The sequence below is a fragment of the Stenotrophomonas terrae genome (assembly GCF_039674165.1).
Taxonomy (GTDB): domain Bacteria; phylum Pseudomonadota; class Gammaproteobacteria; order Xanthomonadales; family Xanthomonadaceae; genus Stenotrophomonas; species Stenotrophomonas terrae_A.
This window is the reverse complement of record NZ_JBDJMY010000013.1, coordinates 37,062-52,988: the sequence shown is the minus strand read 5'-3', so window position 1 is coordinate 52,988 and position 15,927 is coordinate 37,062. Positions and strand designations below refer to the sequence as shown.

The window sequence follows — 15,927 nt, the reverse complement described above, 5'->3', positions numbered from 1 at the left end:
AGTTGCAGCTTGCCTGGCATAGGCAAATGAGATTGGACGCCGCATGATCAGCGAACACGATTCGCAGGAAGATCGGAAAGCTGGCTCCGCCGAGCAACATGGGCACTAGGTACAGCTCGACCTCGGAAAGCACCTAATTTCCGACAGCCTTGACGCGAGCACATGCTTACATTGCAGCAACGGGAGCAAGACAGCCCCCAAGATGAAGGGTGAGAGTCGCCCGGATCCAGCTGCCAGACCCATTAGATTCAGCGCTGCAGTGCCTGGTTTCGGATAAGAACGGACATGCCAAAGCCTGCGAGGCTCCTACAAAAGCTGCGCGATGCAGAGGCGTATAGAGTTCTTACCGACACGCTACCCACGGCGAAGTAAAGAGCGCCTTCCGCTAAGCCGTTTGAGGGTATCCGTGCTTTCGCGCTATCCTTGTGCGAGGTTTCCTTCTCAACTCTGTCATGAACAAGCTTGCGGACAAGCGGATTCGATTTGCATTGAAATCGCATCTGGCCAGATCAGCACCTGTGGCAATCCTTGATGAGGTTCGGGTCCATAACGGTAACGCGATTGCTGACGTTGTGACCGTAGATGAAGTTGCAGCGCATTGCTACGAGATCAAGGGCGAAGGCGACGAGATTCGGCGAATCGTGCGTCAAGGTTCATTCTATGACCTTGCCTTCATCAGAACGACTCTGGTCACTACTCACAACCATCTTTCGACCGCAACCTCACTCGCTCCAGAACACTGGGGTATTCTCTTAGCGTCGGAGGGCAAGACCGATGTGGTATTTCGTCGAATTCGCGCAGCAAAGCGTAGCCCACATTTCAACAAGGAAGTCGCCCTACTAACTCTATGGAGAAGCGAACTTATTAGCCTATGCAATCCTTCTGATGATCAGCTAAAGAAAATGAGCCGAGAGAAACTGGCCGCTAAAATTGCGATAGAGCGGCCTCTGAAAGAGATCACCTATCACATAGGTAATTTATTAGTAAAGCGTCAGACAAACAAGCGATGGGCTCTAACCATGTAAGTCATGTGTGCACAAATTGTTGGCTTCAGAATCGAAGAAGGCATCACAAGTTTACCTTGCCCCTGCGCCTTCTCCACCAAAAAATCTTCGCCAAACGAGTATCCAGGCTTCCGGAAGAATGGCTCCAAGATCAACTTAGCCGCCATGCTATTGTATTGCCGGTTTCCAAGCTTATGCGTTTTCAGCGCCCCACCTCGATCTATGTAGTGAACATCATCGTATGAATAGCATAGCTTTGGCGCAGTGATGTTGCGAAGGAACTCTTTCGGAACATCTAATTCGCTGTAGTCGGGACTTACAATTGTGTAGTCACCAAATCCAACCAGATTATTCGGCAGCGAACTAATCAGATTAAACGTCTGGATTTCGACTCGCTCGACCGTTTGGGTTGTTTCGGTGGGCACGAGCTGGACAATCATGGCTGTGATCGATGAGCCCGTAATGATGACTTGGCTGAAAATCGACGTTTGCGTCACTGACCCAATGAATTTCAACAGTGCAGAGGCAAGATCGTTCGGCGACTTGCTCACGCAAACTCGCATATCCAGAACCAGGATGAAATCCTCAAATCCCGCCGACTTCGCACTGGCCACTAAAACAGTAAGGTCGCTTTTGCAGGCTGAGTACGATTGGAAGTCATCTTCGACGAGTCGAATCGCTAGCGTCTTTGATGTCAGAAGACCGCTAGCCTGTGCTGCAAGTATCGACGAAATGTATGTCGGGGAGCGATCAAGCCCTGCCACTGGTATGAAATTTTGACCTTGGAACGCAAGCGCAACCGCATTGAATACACCAATTCCTTGGCTGGCTAGGCTGTCGGGAATGTCGTACATATCGAGGAAAAATTGCGGAATGCGACTCTCCAATCTCCTCATTTTCCTGGACGAGTCTGCAATTAGCTTGTCCAAACCTGCGAGGTCTCGCTCCTTCTTATGCGGCAAGTCGAAGAAAGGAACAATTCGCGGATAGATGTCGGCCGGCAGCTCTTTAAGGGCGCCATACTCATTCGCCTTCATCTTCAAGAAGGGCGTGTACCTACGCATCACTCAAGACCTCCCTAATATTAATCTCATGAACCAGGTTTCCGAAAAGATCATGCCGCCTCTGTTCGTTCCGGATGCGGCCGGCGACAATCTGGGGCGCGACTCCGATCTTTCGGGCGAAAGCCGTCACATCGTCTTTTCTCAGTGACCTTCGAGCCTCTGCGGTTCTCCATTCATTTCTGGGAATCAGCGCGTCCCTGGCGAATCGATTCGCCTCGATCTCAATTTCGCTTTCATGATCTTCTGCCTCATCTAGATCATCAACGATAGGGACATTGAGTTGATTGGCATGAAGCGCGATATGTCCCAATTCGTGCATGAGGGTGAAGTAATAGTAATCGAGCCGCGAATAGCGAAGCGACATTCCTATCATCATGTGCCCTGTATCCAACTTCATCACGCATCCGTCCACCTTTGAACCGGGCGCTGCTGCATGGTGTATTAAAATAATTCCCTGCGCGAGGAGCTGGCGTTCTAGGCTTCGAATTCCATCTACAGATTTGCTTGTGAGTGGAATGCTCTGAATGAACTCAGTGTCTACCCCACAAAATGGCTTAGGTAGTCCACTGATCACAGCCCAATGAGCGATGGTCAACAATTTCGACAGCCAAGCTGAAACAGCTTCCGAAGTTGCACTACTGTGAGCTCTTAGAAGTGTGGTGCCGCTTTGGCTTTTAGCATAGATCTGATTCGTGAGGGCCAACAGGTCCCGCGAGCGCCCCCAATCCTTGTACTTAGGACTCGCCCTCAGAGTTCTCTGAGCTTCAAGATAGGCATCCAGATAGCTTTTAGCTCTCACTGATCGGTTTGGGCTAAGAGGGAAGTCATCAAAGTCCATTAGCGACTCCATGTGCCGGAGCTAGCGGTGGGGGAGCCAATGGCGGCATCTCAAAATAGGGAAGGTCGTCCTTATCGCGATCAGGGAACGCCAACATCCCCAAGGATTCATAGAACGGCACCGCCCTGGGAAGCGCGTGCAAGCAGTATCCAAGCCGTAGGCCTAGCTGACGCACGCCATAGTCTTTTGCAAGATCGACTAGGATAGTACCAACGCCCCTGAACCTCCTCGTGGACATTGGATTATGGCGATTCCAAGGTGCGGTGGCGATGTACTCAATGTAGAAAATATTCTGACCGTCAATGGCACTTTCTTTCGGGAAGTAGATCAGGCACGCGCCCTGTGGAGCGTCATCCGCTATCAGGAAAAACCACCGGTATTCATCTGACATATAATGAACAGATTTAGCAAGCCAGTGCCAGTGGGCGTCATCCATCTGGACTTCTTCCATTATTTGGGTAATGTCGACACCAGCTTCGCGCTGGGCGGCAAGGTACTCTAGGAGCTGGACGTTAAATCCCCCCCAAAGGTCGTCACAAGCATTCGCCAACTGGATGTTCCAACCACAGTGGATGCTGTATGTAGAAAGCACTCCATCGAAACGTAAAAACTGACCTTGCACCAACGGCGGTCCGTTAACTAGCGGCCCTGGTGCTGCAGCAACCATGGCCTTGATGTCTGCGATTGTAACCATCCGCGCCCCCCCCTTCCCTGTCGCCATTACAATAGCGAAACTGTGATGTTCGTCGAATCGCAACGAGGTTGCAAGTGAGATCGATAGAGGGCAATGCAGGTATGTCAGTTTGGATATGTTCAATCACGTATTTGTTCCTAGATACCGAATGGGCAGACGAGGAAGGACGCGAGCTTGTGAGCATCGCGCTAATCAGCGAGGACGGGACGAGCACGTTTTACGCCGAGCGCGATCCTCTACCTTCAGCGCCCACGCAGTTCGTGGCGACAACGGTCTATCCACTGCTGCAGCGAGGCTCTTACGCTTTGACTGACGATGCCCTTTCGGGAGCGCTTCTCGCCTTCCTGAAAGATCAAAGCTCGCCCCATGTCATAGCGGACTATCCGAACGATCTGCAGTTGTTCCGGCAGATACTATCTTGGGGTTACGACGAGGCAGCAAGCCAACTCGAACCACAGCCAACCTTCCCGTGCACTCTGATGAGCAGAGATGCCATTACGACTGGCCATCTTGAGAGGTGGTTTTCGAAGCATCCGGAACTAAAATTGTGTCGCCATCACGCACTGGTCGATGCAAATGCTCTTCGAATGGCATGGAAGGTCGCGACGGGTCGCCTGAATGACGACTTTGGTGATCTTATGTAGGTAAGCAGGCTATCGATTGACGGCCCTATATCATTAACAGTTACGTGGACAATCATAATCCACAGCAACCCATGGATTTAAACTACTCATCTGCTGAGTGCGTTAGAAAGCGGCAGGGTATCCCATACGACTCTGCCGTCATACCAATCAGCAGCTCTCCCATCGACAGCGCATCACTTGATAGATGTGGTTCTGGCAGCTTTCCAAGCAACTGAAATTAACTCGGAGACCTCAGTCATCGAGTATCCAAGAGCCGATGCTACGCGGCAAAACTCTAGTAGATCTAAACGTCGCGAACCGGCCTCTATCATCGAGACCCTCTGCTGAGGCCAACCCAGATGGGCCGCTAGTTTGGTCTGACTAATGCTCATCGACTCGCGACGGGCACGAAGAGTTCCAACCAAGTGGAGATAGGCATTCTGATAGATCGTCTTCGTAGCCATGCCATTGCCCCATTGAGCGGCTAAAGCCTAGGCGGGGGGAGGCACTTACACGAAAATCATGTAGACTAGCTGCTTGCTGCACCATTTCTGGAAGAGCTTGCCGGGCATCGAGTGATCTATGGCCATGACAAATCGACCCTCATTCCATACTGGCCCGAACTTGGCCGCATAGCCGTATCTCTGGGCCCGCTATACACATGTGCTTGGTATGCGCTTGAGCGATCAACTTGGCTGAATGCTCCGGTGTGTTCGGATCCCGCAGTCGCTCGACGCCTCATAGCACTTCTAGGAGACATCGGCGTCATTGCGACCAGAACCTCCCCATCAGGTGCCGTTCGACGCTCACTCTACGATCCACTCAGTTGGACCTATCGCAACGACTGGCCGATGTGCGGCGACCTAGCGACTGCGCTATCAGACATCTTGGAAAATTGGAGCTGCACTCTCGATAGTCGAGCAAAGCGCTGGCTTTGGCTACAGCTCGCTGACGGAGAAGTGTTGGGATACCTAAACAACCTGCTGCGCCGGCACTGCATAGATCCTCGCCTTGCCGAGCACATCCTGGACAGCCAAGGGTACGAATGGGGGCGCCTCAGTTTGGGTAGAAAGCGTTATGTGCTCTGGTCTTCTTCTCGCGGAGCTGCAAGCGAACTACTGCGAACCGACGGAAACGAAGCCACCTCCGTCGCCACAATGGTGCGAGAAATGCACTCGAAGGCGAAATGGCTTGTAGCAAGGGAATCCTCAGGCAGGCTTCACCGAACTGACTTCTGTTTTCTTCCAGGATCGCAGTGGCGACTGCCAATCACTACTGACGCAGCGTTGGAGAAAATCCTGAAGATTGGATCCAGCTATTGGTTAGATTTCCCTTCCAGTTCTCTGTAATGGAAAACTGGCAAAGGCTTCTCGCACATATCTCTTGGAGTACAGAGAAGCAGCCCCCTAGAAGAGCTCCGAATACTATTCATCTAATACCACCAATCAATCCTCAAGCATTAATCTCAACCAACAGGAGGAAAAATGACGGTTACGCGAGTAATGCGACATTTAGCAAGAAAGCAGCTTGACCATCGGTTCGCAGCCCTAAGATCCATACCTAAATCTATACTTCTTGCCCCAAAAAAGGGCTGGATTCGTGCCATCCGCGAGGCACTTGGCATGCCGCGCCGCGCATTCGCAAAGAGGCTTGGCGTGAGCGTACAGCGAGTGGCACGAATCGAACTAGGAGAAGAAAATGGCACTATCAGCATGACTTCGCTTTCGAACGCAGCTGAGGCACTTGATTGTGAACTTTTAGTAATTCTCTTGCCACGCCGCTCACTGGAAGAGGAAGTCAGTTATCGTCGCGCGCAACTTGTTGCATCATGGCTACAAAGCAGGGTGATAGGTACCTTTAATCTGTCCGGGCTGACTGTGGCACAGGAGAGTCTGCCTTTATTAGCGATACACGAGATTAACAAGCTATTTCCGGACGAACGCCTATGGGAAGAGCACCCGTAGGCTACATATGATCGGCTATAGATACAGAACCCTAAGGATTTGCCAGCGCTCTGAAACTTATGACCGAGTTAACGTCCAGCCGCGAACTATCTAGCAATCGACCAGAGAATACCCCCGCGACTGCATCAATGCGTGCCTAGTAAAGATCTCACGATGAGACTTTAAATAGAGAGATTGTCGGGCGGGATAGCAGTCTGCGCCCGGCATACGCACTCGACCTCATCCGATGAGAAATATTCCCGATCCTTCTGACTACCACCAAAAAAGCTTGGCAAACAGTAGATAGATCATCTCAATACTTGCTGCTTGCCCCCCTCTACTCCCTGACCTGATATTTTGTCCATGGTCTCTAGAGGTCTGCCATGGACATCGCCTCGCAGCCAGTGAAGCTCTGATGTAAGGCATGTTCGCGCTGTCCATGACCGCGAACGTAACGTGTACAGGTGCGGCTGGGCCGGTGACAGCAGCGGGCGCTGCCGCTGTTCGGCGGAAAGCATCCGCCGTTATCGCGCGCGCATTTCCGGGCCGCTGCTGGACCGCATCGATCTGCATCTGCAGGTGCCGCGACTGGCGCCGAGTGAACTACGTGGCGATGCCAGCGCCGGCGAGAGCAGCACGCAGGTACGCGAACGGGTGATGCAGGCACGTGCACGTCAACTGCAACGTGCCGGCAAGGCCAATGCGTATCTGACGCAGGCGGAAACCCTGCGCGATTGCCGCCTGTCCACTGCCGATGAAGACCTGCTCGAGCAGGCGATGGAACGCCTGCAGCTCTCGGCGCGGTCGATGCATCGCATCCTGCGGGTAGCGCGGACGATTGCCGATCTTGCCGCCGAAACCGCGATCCAACGGGCGCATCTGACCGAAGCGATAGGCTACCGCCAACTGGATCGCAATGACGCCAGGGAGTCGTGATTGTTCTTGCCCATGGAAGCAGCGACAACGCCTGCCACGCACAGGCCTGCGCCACACGGACCACTGCGCTCCACGCTGGAAAGCCATCGCAGCACCCACACGCCACTCCGCGCCGTTTCGCCCACCGCCTGCCCGCCATCCGCCATAAACGCAAAGGCCCGCAGCGGAATGACTGCGGGCCCTGGTTTTTACTGCGTAGCCTGCCTACGTGCGAGCTACGCGCTTGCGTTTACCACTGCAGCTTGGCACCCACCGAGGCCTGCACCCCGCTCTCGACACGACTGTCACCGCCATTGGCCCAGAGCTTGCCCAGTTCGGCGAAGATCGCGCTGCGCGGATTGAGCTGCAGGCTGGCACCGAGCGCCATCTCGGTCGACGTATAGCCGCCCTTGGCCTTGATCGCGGTGACGCCGGCCGGCGCGGCAAAGCTGGCGACATCATCGCTGCCACTGGCCTTGTAGACGTTGATGCGTGCATAGGGCTGCATCACGCCCGCCGTGGTGGCGAAGCTGCCCTTCAAGCGTGCGCCAAGGCGCAGTGTCAGGTCATCGTCGGCCTCGTTGCTCACCGTCGCCAGGCTCAGCCTGGTGTCGTCCAGATCAAGCTTGCGGTAGATCAACTGCGCCTGCGGTTCGATCTGCCAGTTGCTGGTCAACGCAAAGGACTGGCCCACTTCCAGCGAGGCCAGCACGCCATTGCCCTTGCTGCGGGCCTGCGTCGCCTGTTCGGCCATACGCAGGTCGCTGCGATGGTCAGCGCCTTGCAGCACCGCGTCGAGATAGCGGCCGGCACTGTCCTGCCAGCTGCCATACACGCCCAGGTAGCGGCTGGACAGGTCGTTGTAGCCTACGTACTTGCCCTGCACGCCACCGGCAAAACCGTGCACGCGCATGTCGCCTTCCAGCTGGCCGACGTAGATGCCGGCGTTGAGCGCATCGTTGGCATACAGATCAATACCCGCCTGGAAGCCGCTCAGATCACCGCTGCTTTCCGGGCTGACCGTGCCTTGCTGGCGGATCTTCGGGTCAGTGCGCAGCAAGCGCCCCCAGACCCGGCGATTGGCGCCCGCATCGGCGCTGACCGTCGTCGCTGCAGCGGCGTCATCGCCCATGCGCTTGCGCAGATCACCGAGCATGCTGATGTCGGCCTGCCGCAACTGTGCGGGCAAGGCCGACAGCAGCGGCACTTCCGAACGGTAGGTTGTTGTTGGCGTGCCCGGGTCGACCTGGGTCGTGGTCGAATGCAGCGAGGCTCCCTGCGCGGTCTGGGTGAGGCGGTACTCGAAGGCACCGGCATCGATATGGCCGCCGGCCAGGCTGAAACTGCCCGCCTGCAGGCTGGCGCCGTTTTCCGTGCCGATGATCTGGATGCCGTTGCCCGTGGTCTGGGCGCCGAGACCGCCTGCATTGGTGATGTAGACGGTGGTGTTGCCGCTGGCCACCGCCGCGCTGCCGCTGAGCAGCAGCCTGTCGGTGCTGCTGCCATCGGCGCCCAGCACGCTGGACAGGCCCAGGTTGCCATTGTTGCCGACGTAGGCACCGGTGATTTTTAGTACGGTCCCCGGCGCGGTGCCGTTGTTGCTGTTGAGCTTTACGGTACCGCTGTTGCTCAGGCTGGACAGGGTCTGGCTGTAGCCGGCCAGATCCAGCACCGCACCACGTGCCACCGCATGTGCCGAGGTGGCGCTGAAGCTGTTGCTGGCACCTGCCTGCAACGTGCCCTGGGCGATCTCGGTCGCACCGGTATAGGTGTTGCCGGTACTGCTCAAGGTCAAGGTTCCGGCGCCCTGCTTGCTCAGGAAGCCTGCACCGCTGATGGCACCGGCGTAGGTCGCGTTGTTGCCACCGGTATCGATGATGGGATCGTTCTGCCCGGTCATGTGCAGGGCGTTGGCAATGGTCATGCCATTGGCCGTCAATGCGATCGTGGTGCCATCGTCCATGAACAATGTGCCGCTGCCCAGGCCCTGCGCATTGCCGAGATTGATGCGGCCTTGCTTGAGCTGCACGTCCCCGCTCAAGGTACTCGCGCCCTCAAGTGCCAGCGTGCCCTCACCGCTTTTGATCAGGTCACCCATGCCGTCCAGCCGGCCTGCAAAGCTTGAGACCACACCCGTAGCGGTAGTGACGGTCAAATCCCCCGTACCCAGGGTGACAACGCCTGCTCCGCTCAGGCTGCTGGCCTGCAAGGCGTGGCCGTTCAGATCCAACGTGGCACCTGACTGCACCTGGTAGCCACCGCCCTGCACCAGAGCGCCCGCCGAACCCGCCTGCAAGGTGCCGGCTGCCACCTGCGTCAAACCGGTATAGGTGTTGGTGCCGGTAAGCGTTGCGATACCGCCGCCTTGTTTGACGAGGCCGCCGCTACCGCTCACCACCCCATCGAACACGCCATCCTGGGCGCCGCCGAAGGCAAGCGTATTGGTGCCCAGCTCGACCTTGCCGCTACCCACCAACGTACCGAAGCTCTGCGCACCGTTGCCGGCAGACAGATCAAAGGTGGCGCCACTGGCCAGATTGACCACGCCATTGGCCGCCAGGCTTGCACCCGCACCCAGCGCAAGCGTGCCTGCGTTGACATGGGTGCCGCCGGTGTATGAGGACACGCCGTTCAATGTCAGCGTGCTGTTGCCATTCTTGCTCAAGCTGCCAGTGCCGGAGATGTTTCCATCCAGCGTCAGCGCGTCGTTGCCTGCTACGACGAGCTCGGCGTTGAGCACCACCTGGTTTGCCAACGTGACCGATTTGTTTGTGTCCAGTGTGGCCGCGCCGGCAACCGTCAACGCGCCCGATCCGAATGCAGCGTTGTTGCCCACTATCGTGCGGCCAGCTTCGAGTACCGTTCCGCCGGCGTAGGTGTTGGCGGCGTTGAGCGTCATGCTGGATGCCCCAGCCTTGATCAGGCCGCCGTTGCCACTGATCGTGCCGTCCAGGCTCAAGGCGTTGGAGCCGGCAATCGTCAAGCCACCATTGAGGACCAGGTTGTTGGCAAGACTTACTGCTGTATTGGCATCCAGCGCGGTGCCGTCGGCAGCGGTCAGTGCGCCCGTACCGAGCGCAGCGTTGTTGCCCACCACGATCGTGCCACCATTGAGCGCGGTGCCCCCGCTGTAACCGTTGGCAGCATTGAGCACCAGCGTGCCGGTGTCGTATTTGCCGAGCAGGCCGCCACCGTTGAGCGCTACGCCAACGGTGGCGGTGGAATTTGCATCGACCCGGACCGTGGCATTGCCCATCGCACTGTTGACCAGGTTCAACGTCCCCGCCGTGCCGTTCACCAGGCTGTAGCCATCGGTGACGAACTGCAGGCCGGTGATGGTTTGCGCGCCGTTGACGGTCACGGTGCCCGCCGTGCCCTGGAACACCGCGAAGCTGTTGGTCCAGGCCTGATTGGTCGTGCCGTTGACGTCGGTCCAGTTGGTGGTGCCGGTGCCCCAGGTGCCGCTGCGGCCATCCACCGAACCGTTGGCGACGAGTTGGTTGCCGTCCCAGAACTGCACGGTGACGCCCGGGGCTGTGACCAACAGATTGATCTGGTTGGCCAGTGCGGTTTGCAGGGTCAGGTCGCCCGGCGTGACGCTGCCGGGCACATTGCCGATCAACATGCCGTTGTCGGTCAGGCCACCGGTGTAGTTGATCAACCGGTACACGCCGCTGCCGAAACCGCCGATGTCGCTGACGTTGAGGGTGCCGTCGAGGGTCAGGTTGCCACCAACGTTGACCAGCGCGTTGCCGCCACCGGAAACCGGTGTGCCGAGGCCGACATCGAAGTTGGAGTTGGCGTTGAACACCAGCGAGTTCACCGACAGGGTACTGCCAGTGGCGCCGGCCAGATGACCACCGTCCGCCACGGTCACGGCCCCGCCGAGCGAGCCGCCGCCGGTGAGTGTGCTACCGCTGTTGACCAGCACACTGGCGCTGTCCAGCGAGCCACTGACGTTCAAGGTGCCGGCGTTGACCGTGGTGTTACCGGTCAGGCTGTTGAGGCCGCTCAGGGTCAGCGTACCGGTGCCGAGTTTGCGCAGTTCGCCGGAGCCGGTGAGCACACCGGCGAAAATGCTGCTGGCGTTGTTGCCGCCGATGCTCAGGGTGTTACCGCCGCCGATCAGTGCGGTGCCGCTGCCGGTCAGACCGGCGAGACTGCCGGAACCGCCGAGATTGAGGGTCGCCGCAGCGCCGAGATTGACCCCGGCGTTGCTGCCCAGTGCCGAGTTGCCCAGCGTGGTCAGGCTGCCGGACTGCACGTCGAACGTGCCGCTGAAGGTGTTGTTGCCGGACAGCGTCAGGTCGGCCAGACCGTTCTTGGTCAGGGTGCCCGCCCCGCCAATCACGCCGCCGAGGGTCAGGTTGTTGTTGCCGGCCACGCTCAGGTTGGCATTGACGTTGACGTTGTTGGCCAGCACCAGCGGCGCCGTGGTGTCGAGGGTCGAAGCGCCCGCCACGGTCACTGCGCCGGAGCCCAGGCCCGCCGAGGTGCCGAGGGTCACGGTGCCAGCGTTCAGCGTGGTGCCGCCGCTGTAGGTGTTGATGCCGTTGAGGGTCAGGATCGACCCGCCACTCTTGCTCAGTCCACCCGTGCCGCTGACCGAGCCCGCGAGGGTCAGGTCGCTGTTGCCGGCATTGGTCAGGTTGGCGTTGAGCACCACGTTGTTGCCAACGCTTTGTGCGCCTTGGCTGTCCAGCACCGAGGCACCGTTGACGGTGAGATTGCCCAGACCGAGGGCGCTGTTGTTGCCGGCGGTCAGGGTGCCTGCATTGAGGGTGATGCCGCCGAGGAAGTTGTTGCTGCCGCCCAGGGTCAGATTGGCCGCGCCACTCTTGCTCAGGCTGCCGCCGCCATTGACCCTGCCACCGAGGCTCAACGCATTGCTACCGACGATGTCGAGGTTGCCCGCCAGGTCGATTGCATTACCGACGGTCAACGCGGTGCTGGTATCCAGCGTGGTGCCGCCGCTGGCGGTGAGTGTTGCCGCGCCTAGCGCCGTGTCCGACACCAGCATCAGTGCGCCGGCATTCAACTTCACAGGGCCGAAGAACGTATTGTTGCCGCCCAGCGTCAGGCTGGCCGCGCCGTTCTTGATCAGACCGCCGGCGCCGCCAATCACGCCGTTGAGGGTCAGCGCATTGCTGCCGCGCACGGTGAGGTTACCGTTGAGCGTGGTCGCGTTGGCCAGGGTCACGGCGGTGTTGCTGTCCAGCTCGGTGCCGGCATTGGCGATCAACGCGCCAGTGCCCAGTGCGGTATTGCTGCCGACCACCAGGGTGCCGCCGTCCAGTTGCGTGCCACCGGTGTAGCTGTTGGCGCCATTGAGCACCAGGGTGCCTGCGTCGAGTTTGTTGAGAATGCCGCTGCCGTCGATGTTCACACCGACCACGGCGGTCACGAGCGGATCGACCCGCATCGCCGTGGTGCCACCGCTACCGTTGACGGCGGTCAGCAGACCCGACGTACCGTCCACCACGTTGTAGCCATCGGTGAGGAACTGCATGCCGGTGAACAGTTGCGTGCCATCTACCGTCACCGTACCGGCCAAGCCCTGGAACACCGCAAAGTCATCGGCCCAGGTCTGGTTTACCGTGCCGCTGGAATTGCTCCAGTTGGTGCCGCCGGCACTCCACGTGCCCGTACCGCCATCCACGTTGCCGTTGGAGATTGTCTGGCTGCCGTCCCAGAAACGCATGTTGGTGCTCGGCGCCGACACCACCAGGTTGATCTGATTGCCCAGGGTCTGCACGAGGATGTCGCCGAGGCCATAACCGACCGGCACACCCGCCACAGTCAGGCCGTTGTCGGTCAGCGCGCCGATGTAGTTGAACAGGCGATAGACACCGACACCAAAGCCGCCGGCATCGGTGACGTTGAGATTGCCGTCGAGGGTCAGGTTGCCGCCGATGTTCATCAGCGAGGAAGTCGATGGCGTGGCGAGGCTCGCGTCGAGATTGCTGTTGGCGGTGAGAATCAGTGACGAGGTGGACAAGGTATTGCCCGAGGACAACCCCAGATGACCGCCGCTGTTGACGGTGATGAAACCAAGCGCCGAACCGGTACCCGTGAGGGTCGCACCGTTGTTGACATTGAGCTGGGAGCTGGCCAGGGAACCTGTGAGGTTCAGCGTGCCGCCGTTGACGTTGGTGTTGCCGGTGATGCCGTTGATGCCGGTGAGGTTCAGTGTCCCGGTACCGACTTTGGTCAGCGCACCGCTACCACCAAAGTCACCGTCGAAGGTGCTGGTGTTGCTCACGCCGCCCAACGTCAGGATGTTGCCACCGGCAATCTGCACGCTGCCGCTGCCGCTCAGCCCGCTGAGGCTGGCGCTGCTGTTGAGATAGAGATTGGCACCGGCGCTGATGTTGGCGCCGGAGGTGTTGCCGAGCGCCCCGCTGCTGACGGTGGTAAGGCTGCCGGAGGTGATGTTCAGCGCACCGGTGAAGGTGTTGTTGCCGCTGAGCGTCAGGTCGCCAAAGCCGTCCTTGGTCAGGCTGCCGGCACCATCGATCACGCCGCTGAGGTTCAGGGTGTTGCTGCCGGCCAGGGTCAGGCCGGCGTTGAGGGTGATGTTGTTGCCCACGCTCATGCCGGTGCTGGTATCCAGCGTAGACGCACTTCCAACGATCAATGCGCCGCTGCCCAGACCATTGGCATTGCCAAGGGTCAGCGTACCTGCATTGAGCCGGGTACCGCCGCCAAAGGTGTTGTTGCCATTGAGAGACAGATTGGCCGCGCCTTTCTTGATCAAATAGCCAGTGCCGCTGGTGACGCCGCCGAGGATGAGGTTCTGCGTGCCGCCAACGGTCAAACCGTCATTCAACACAACAGCGTTGCCCAGGTTGACCAGCGGCGAATTGCTGTCCAGCGTCGCGACACCATTGACAGTCAGCGCGCCGGAACCCAGCGCCGAGCTGTTGCCGACAGTGATCGTACCGGCGTTCAGCGCAGTGCCGCCGGCGTAACCGTTGGCCGCGTTGAGACTCAGATTGGCTAAACCGTTTTTCTCCAGGCTGCCGGCGCCGCTGACTACCCCGCCCAGGGTCAGATTGGCGGTGCCACCGACGGTCACCGCGCCACCGACGGTCACCGCGTTGCCAAGGCTGACGGCAGTGCTGGTATCCAGTGTCGTACCGGCCGCGGCGTTGAGGGCGCCCGTGCCGAGCGCCGTGTTGCTGCCGACGATCAGGCGGCCGGCGGTGAGCGCGGTAACGCCGCTGTTGGTGTTGTTGCCCGTCAGGGTCAGGCTGGCCGTGCCGGACTTGGTGATCGCGCCAGTGCCGGAGAGCACGCCAGCCAGCGTCAGCGCGTTGCTGCCGAGCACATTGAGGGTGCCGGCCATGCCGATGTTGTTGGCCAGGGTGACGTTGGTGGTGCTGTCCAGGCTGGTGCCGGCAGCGGTGTTGAGCGCGCCGCTCCCCAGCGAATCCTTGTTGGTCACCAGCAAGGTACCCGCATTCAGTGACGTGGTGCCGGTGTAGCCGCTGTTGGCGCCACTGAGGGTCAGGCCGCCGCTGCCGGACTTGCTCAGGCTGCCGCTGCCGAAAATGCTCCCGCTCAAGGTGGTTGAATTGGCACCTTGCACCGTAACGCCACCGCTGCCGAGCAAGAGCTGGTTGCTGATCTTCAAACCGGCGCTGCTGGCCTCGAGGCTGCCACCGTTGGCGGTGATCGTCCCGCTGCCGAAGGTGGCGTTGTCGTCGAACCTGGCGACGCCGCCATTGAGGGTGGTGAAGCCGCTGACCAATGGCCCCTGCAAGGTCCAGGTGCCACTGTTGATCATCAGGTTGTTGAAGTTGACGTAGGTGGAACTGGACGCCGTGCCGGTTCCCCCAGTACCGCCGCCTGCGCCGATCGTGTTCTGCAGGACCAGGCTGTTGTTACCGCCGAGACCGCCATCGACCTTGCCGGTGGCGGCAAAGCTCAGGTTGACGTCGGCCGGCCCGCCGAGCTCGCCACCCATTCCGCCGCCGTCGCTGATGCTCGATCCAGTCACCGCGGTGAAGGTATTTTCGCTGCCGGCGCCCAGCGACACGCTGCCGTTGATGGAGCCGATGTTGGTGAAGCTGTTGCCCGACGCCGAGGCCTCGAACGCGACTCGGCCGGTAATCGTCCCTGCATTGGTCATGTTGACCTGCGAGCCACCCCAGACGCCGACCACGGCCGTGTCGGCATTCATCACGCTAAGGCCCAACAGCGGTTTTGAGGTGATGGTGCCGTCATTGGTGATGATGGTGGTGCCGGTCACGCCGTTGTTCACGCCAAGCGCCAAGCCATTGATGCTGCCCAGGCTGGGCCCAAACATCATGCCGGTCCCCCCCAGGGTGCCACCGACGTTGTTTGACACACTGACCGCACCGCTCGGCCCCGCGCCGATGAAGGCACCACCGCTCAACGAGAAGACAGGTCCCTGCAATCCCGGATCAACCGTGCCGAAGTTGTTGAAGATGATGTTGGGCCCGGTCAGCTCCACCACCTTGCCACCGAGCGCGGCGTTCATTTCCGCCCCGGCAGTCACGTTGACCGTCAGATTGTCCGCTGCGCTGGCAAAGTTGTTGGGAACCGATGACGGCACACCCGAGCAAGTCACGATTGAGTCGGTGGTGGAACAACCAGCCCATGCCGCAGGGCTGATACCCGCCAGGCAGAACAACGCGGTAGCTGCTGACAGCCGCCGTATCCGCCCGAGCCTGTTGTCCAGATCTACCGCCAGCGCGTCGGCGGAAAGGGCCAGCTTTCTTTTCTTTGCCGAGCTCTTGCCGGTCCGGGCAATCTCCGGTGCCGCCACAAAGGTGCCCAACGCAGGATTCCAGATGGATCGATAGATATGGTTCACGACA

The 15,927-nt window shown here is 59.2% G+C and carries 8 protein-coding genes and 1 pseudogene; 4 read left to right on the top strand and 5 right to left on the bottom strand.

Going from position 1 to position 15,927, the window contains the following annotated elements:
- Positions 1-452 precede the first annotated feature (452 nt).
- On the top strand, positions 453-1,025 hold the full coding sequence (locus ABE493_RS08210) for a sce7726 family protein (RefSeq protein WP_346498452.1): 573 nt from the start codon (positions 453-455) through the stop codon (positions 1,023-1,025).
- On the opposite strand, the gene ABE493_RS08205 is transcribed toward ABE493_RS08210, so the two are convergent.
- The 3 genes from ABE493_RS08205 to ABE493_RS08195 are packed head-to-tail and all read right to left on the bottom strand — an operon-like array spanning position 992 to position 3,723.
- Entirely contained in the window at positions 992-2,041 is a 1,050-nt protein-coding gene (locus tag ABE493_RS08205) for a beta family protein (RefSeq protein ID WP_346498489.1), read from the bottom strand. The two genes, ABE493_RS08210 and ABE493_RS08205, sit on opposite strands and share 34 nt — an antisense overlap.
- 19 nt (positions 2,042-2,060) lie before the next feature.
- Positions 2,061-2,906 carry an ImmA/IrrE family metallo-endopeptidase gene (locus ABE493_RS08200; protein WP_346498451.1) on the bottom strand — a complete coding sequence of 282 codons (846 nt, stop codon included), beginning with the start codon at positions 2,904-2,906 and terminating at the stop codon, positions 2,061-2,063.
- Positions 2,896-3,723 carry a GNAT family N-acetyltransferase gene (locus tag ABE493_RS08195; protein WP_346498450.1) on the bottom strand — a complete coding sequence of 276 codons (828 nt, stop codon included), beginning with the start codon at positions 3,721-3,723 and terminating at the stop codon, positions 2,896-2,898. Before ABE493_RS08195 ends, ABE493_RS08200 begins: the two co-directional genes overlap by 11 nt.
- A gap of 53 nt (positions 3,724-3,776) precedes the next feature.
- Here ABE493_RS08195 and ABE493_RS08190 point away from each other — a divergent pair, with 53 nt between their 5' ends.
- Positions 3,777-4,244, top strand: a complete 468-nt coding sequence (locus tag ABE493_RS08190) for a hypothetical protein (protein WP_346498449.1) — start codon at positions 3,777-3,779, stop codon at positions 4,242-4,244.
- Between the two features lie 173 nt (positions 4,245-4,417).
- Here ABE493_RS08190 and ABE493_RS08185 read toward each other — a convergent pair whose 3' ends face one another.
- Complete coding sequence (locus ABE493_RS08185) at positions 4,418-4,687, bottom strand: helix-turn-helix domain-containing protein (protein ID WP_346498448.1); 270 nt, start codon at positions 4,685-4,687, stop codon at positions 4,418-4,420.
- Positions 4,688-5,707: 1,020 nt separating this feature from the next.
- Here ABE493_RS08185 and ABE493_RS08180 point away from each other — a divergent pair.
- Positions 5,708-6,187, top strand: a complete 480-nt coding sequence (locus tag ABE493_RS08180; protein ID WP_346498447.1) for a helix-turn-helix domain-containing protein — start codon at positions 5,708-5,710, stop codon at positions 6,185-6,187.
- 444 nt (positions 6,188-6,631) lie between these two features.
- Positions 6,632-7,102: pseudogene (locus tag ABE493_RS08175) on the top strand (ATP-binding protein); the annotation flags it as partial.
- 229 nt (positions 7,103-7,331) lie between these two features.
- Here ABE493_RS08175 and ABE493_RS08170 read toward each other — a convergent pair.
- A complete protein-coding gene (locus ABE493_RS08170) occupies positions 7,332-15,923 on the bottom strand; it encodes an autotransporter-associated beta strand repeat-containing protein (RefSeq protein WP_346498446.1) in 8,592 nt (2,863 codons plus the stop codon).
- Between the last annotated feature and the right edge of the window lie 4 nt (positions 15,924-15,927).

What these genes read in the sequence shown, in the direction of transcription:
- ABE493_RS08210 (WP_346498452.1), top strand. Translation starts at nt 453, where the DNA reads ATGAACAAGCTTGCGGACAAGCGGATTCGATTTGCATTGAAATCGCAT.
- ABE493_RS08205 (WP_346498489.1), bottom strand. Translation starts at nt 2,041, where the DNA reads ATGAAGGCGAATGAGTATGGCGCCCTTAAAGAGCTGCCGGCCGACATC.
- ABE493_RS08200 (WP_346498451.1), bottom strand. Translation starts at nt 2,906, where the DNA reads ATGGACTTTGATGACTTCCCTCTTAGCCCAAACCGATCAGTGAGAGCT.
- ABE493_RS08185 (WP_346498448.1), bottom strand. Translation starts at nt 4,687, where the DNA reads ATGGCTACGAAGACGATCTATCAGAATGCCTATCTCCACTTGGTTGGA.
- ABE493_RS08180 (WP_346498447.1), top strand. Translation starts at nt 5,708, where the DNA reads ATGACGGTTACGCGAGTAATGCGACATTTAGCAAGAAAGCAGCTTGAC.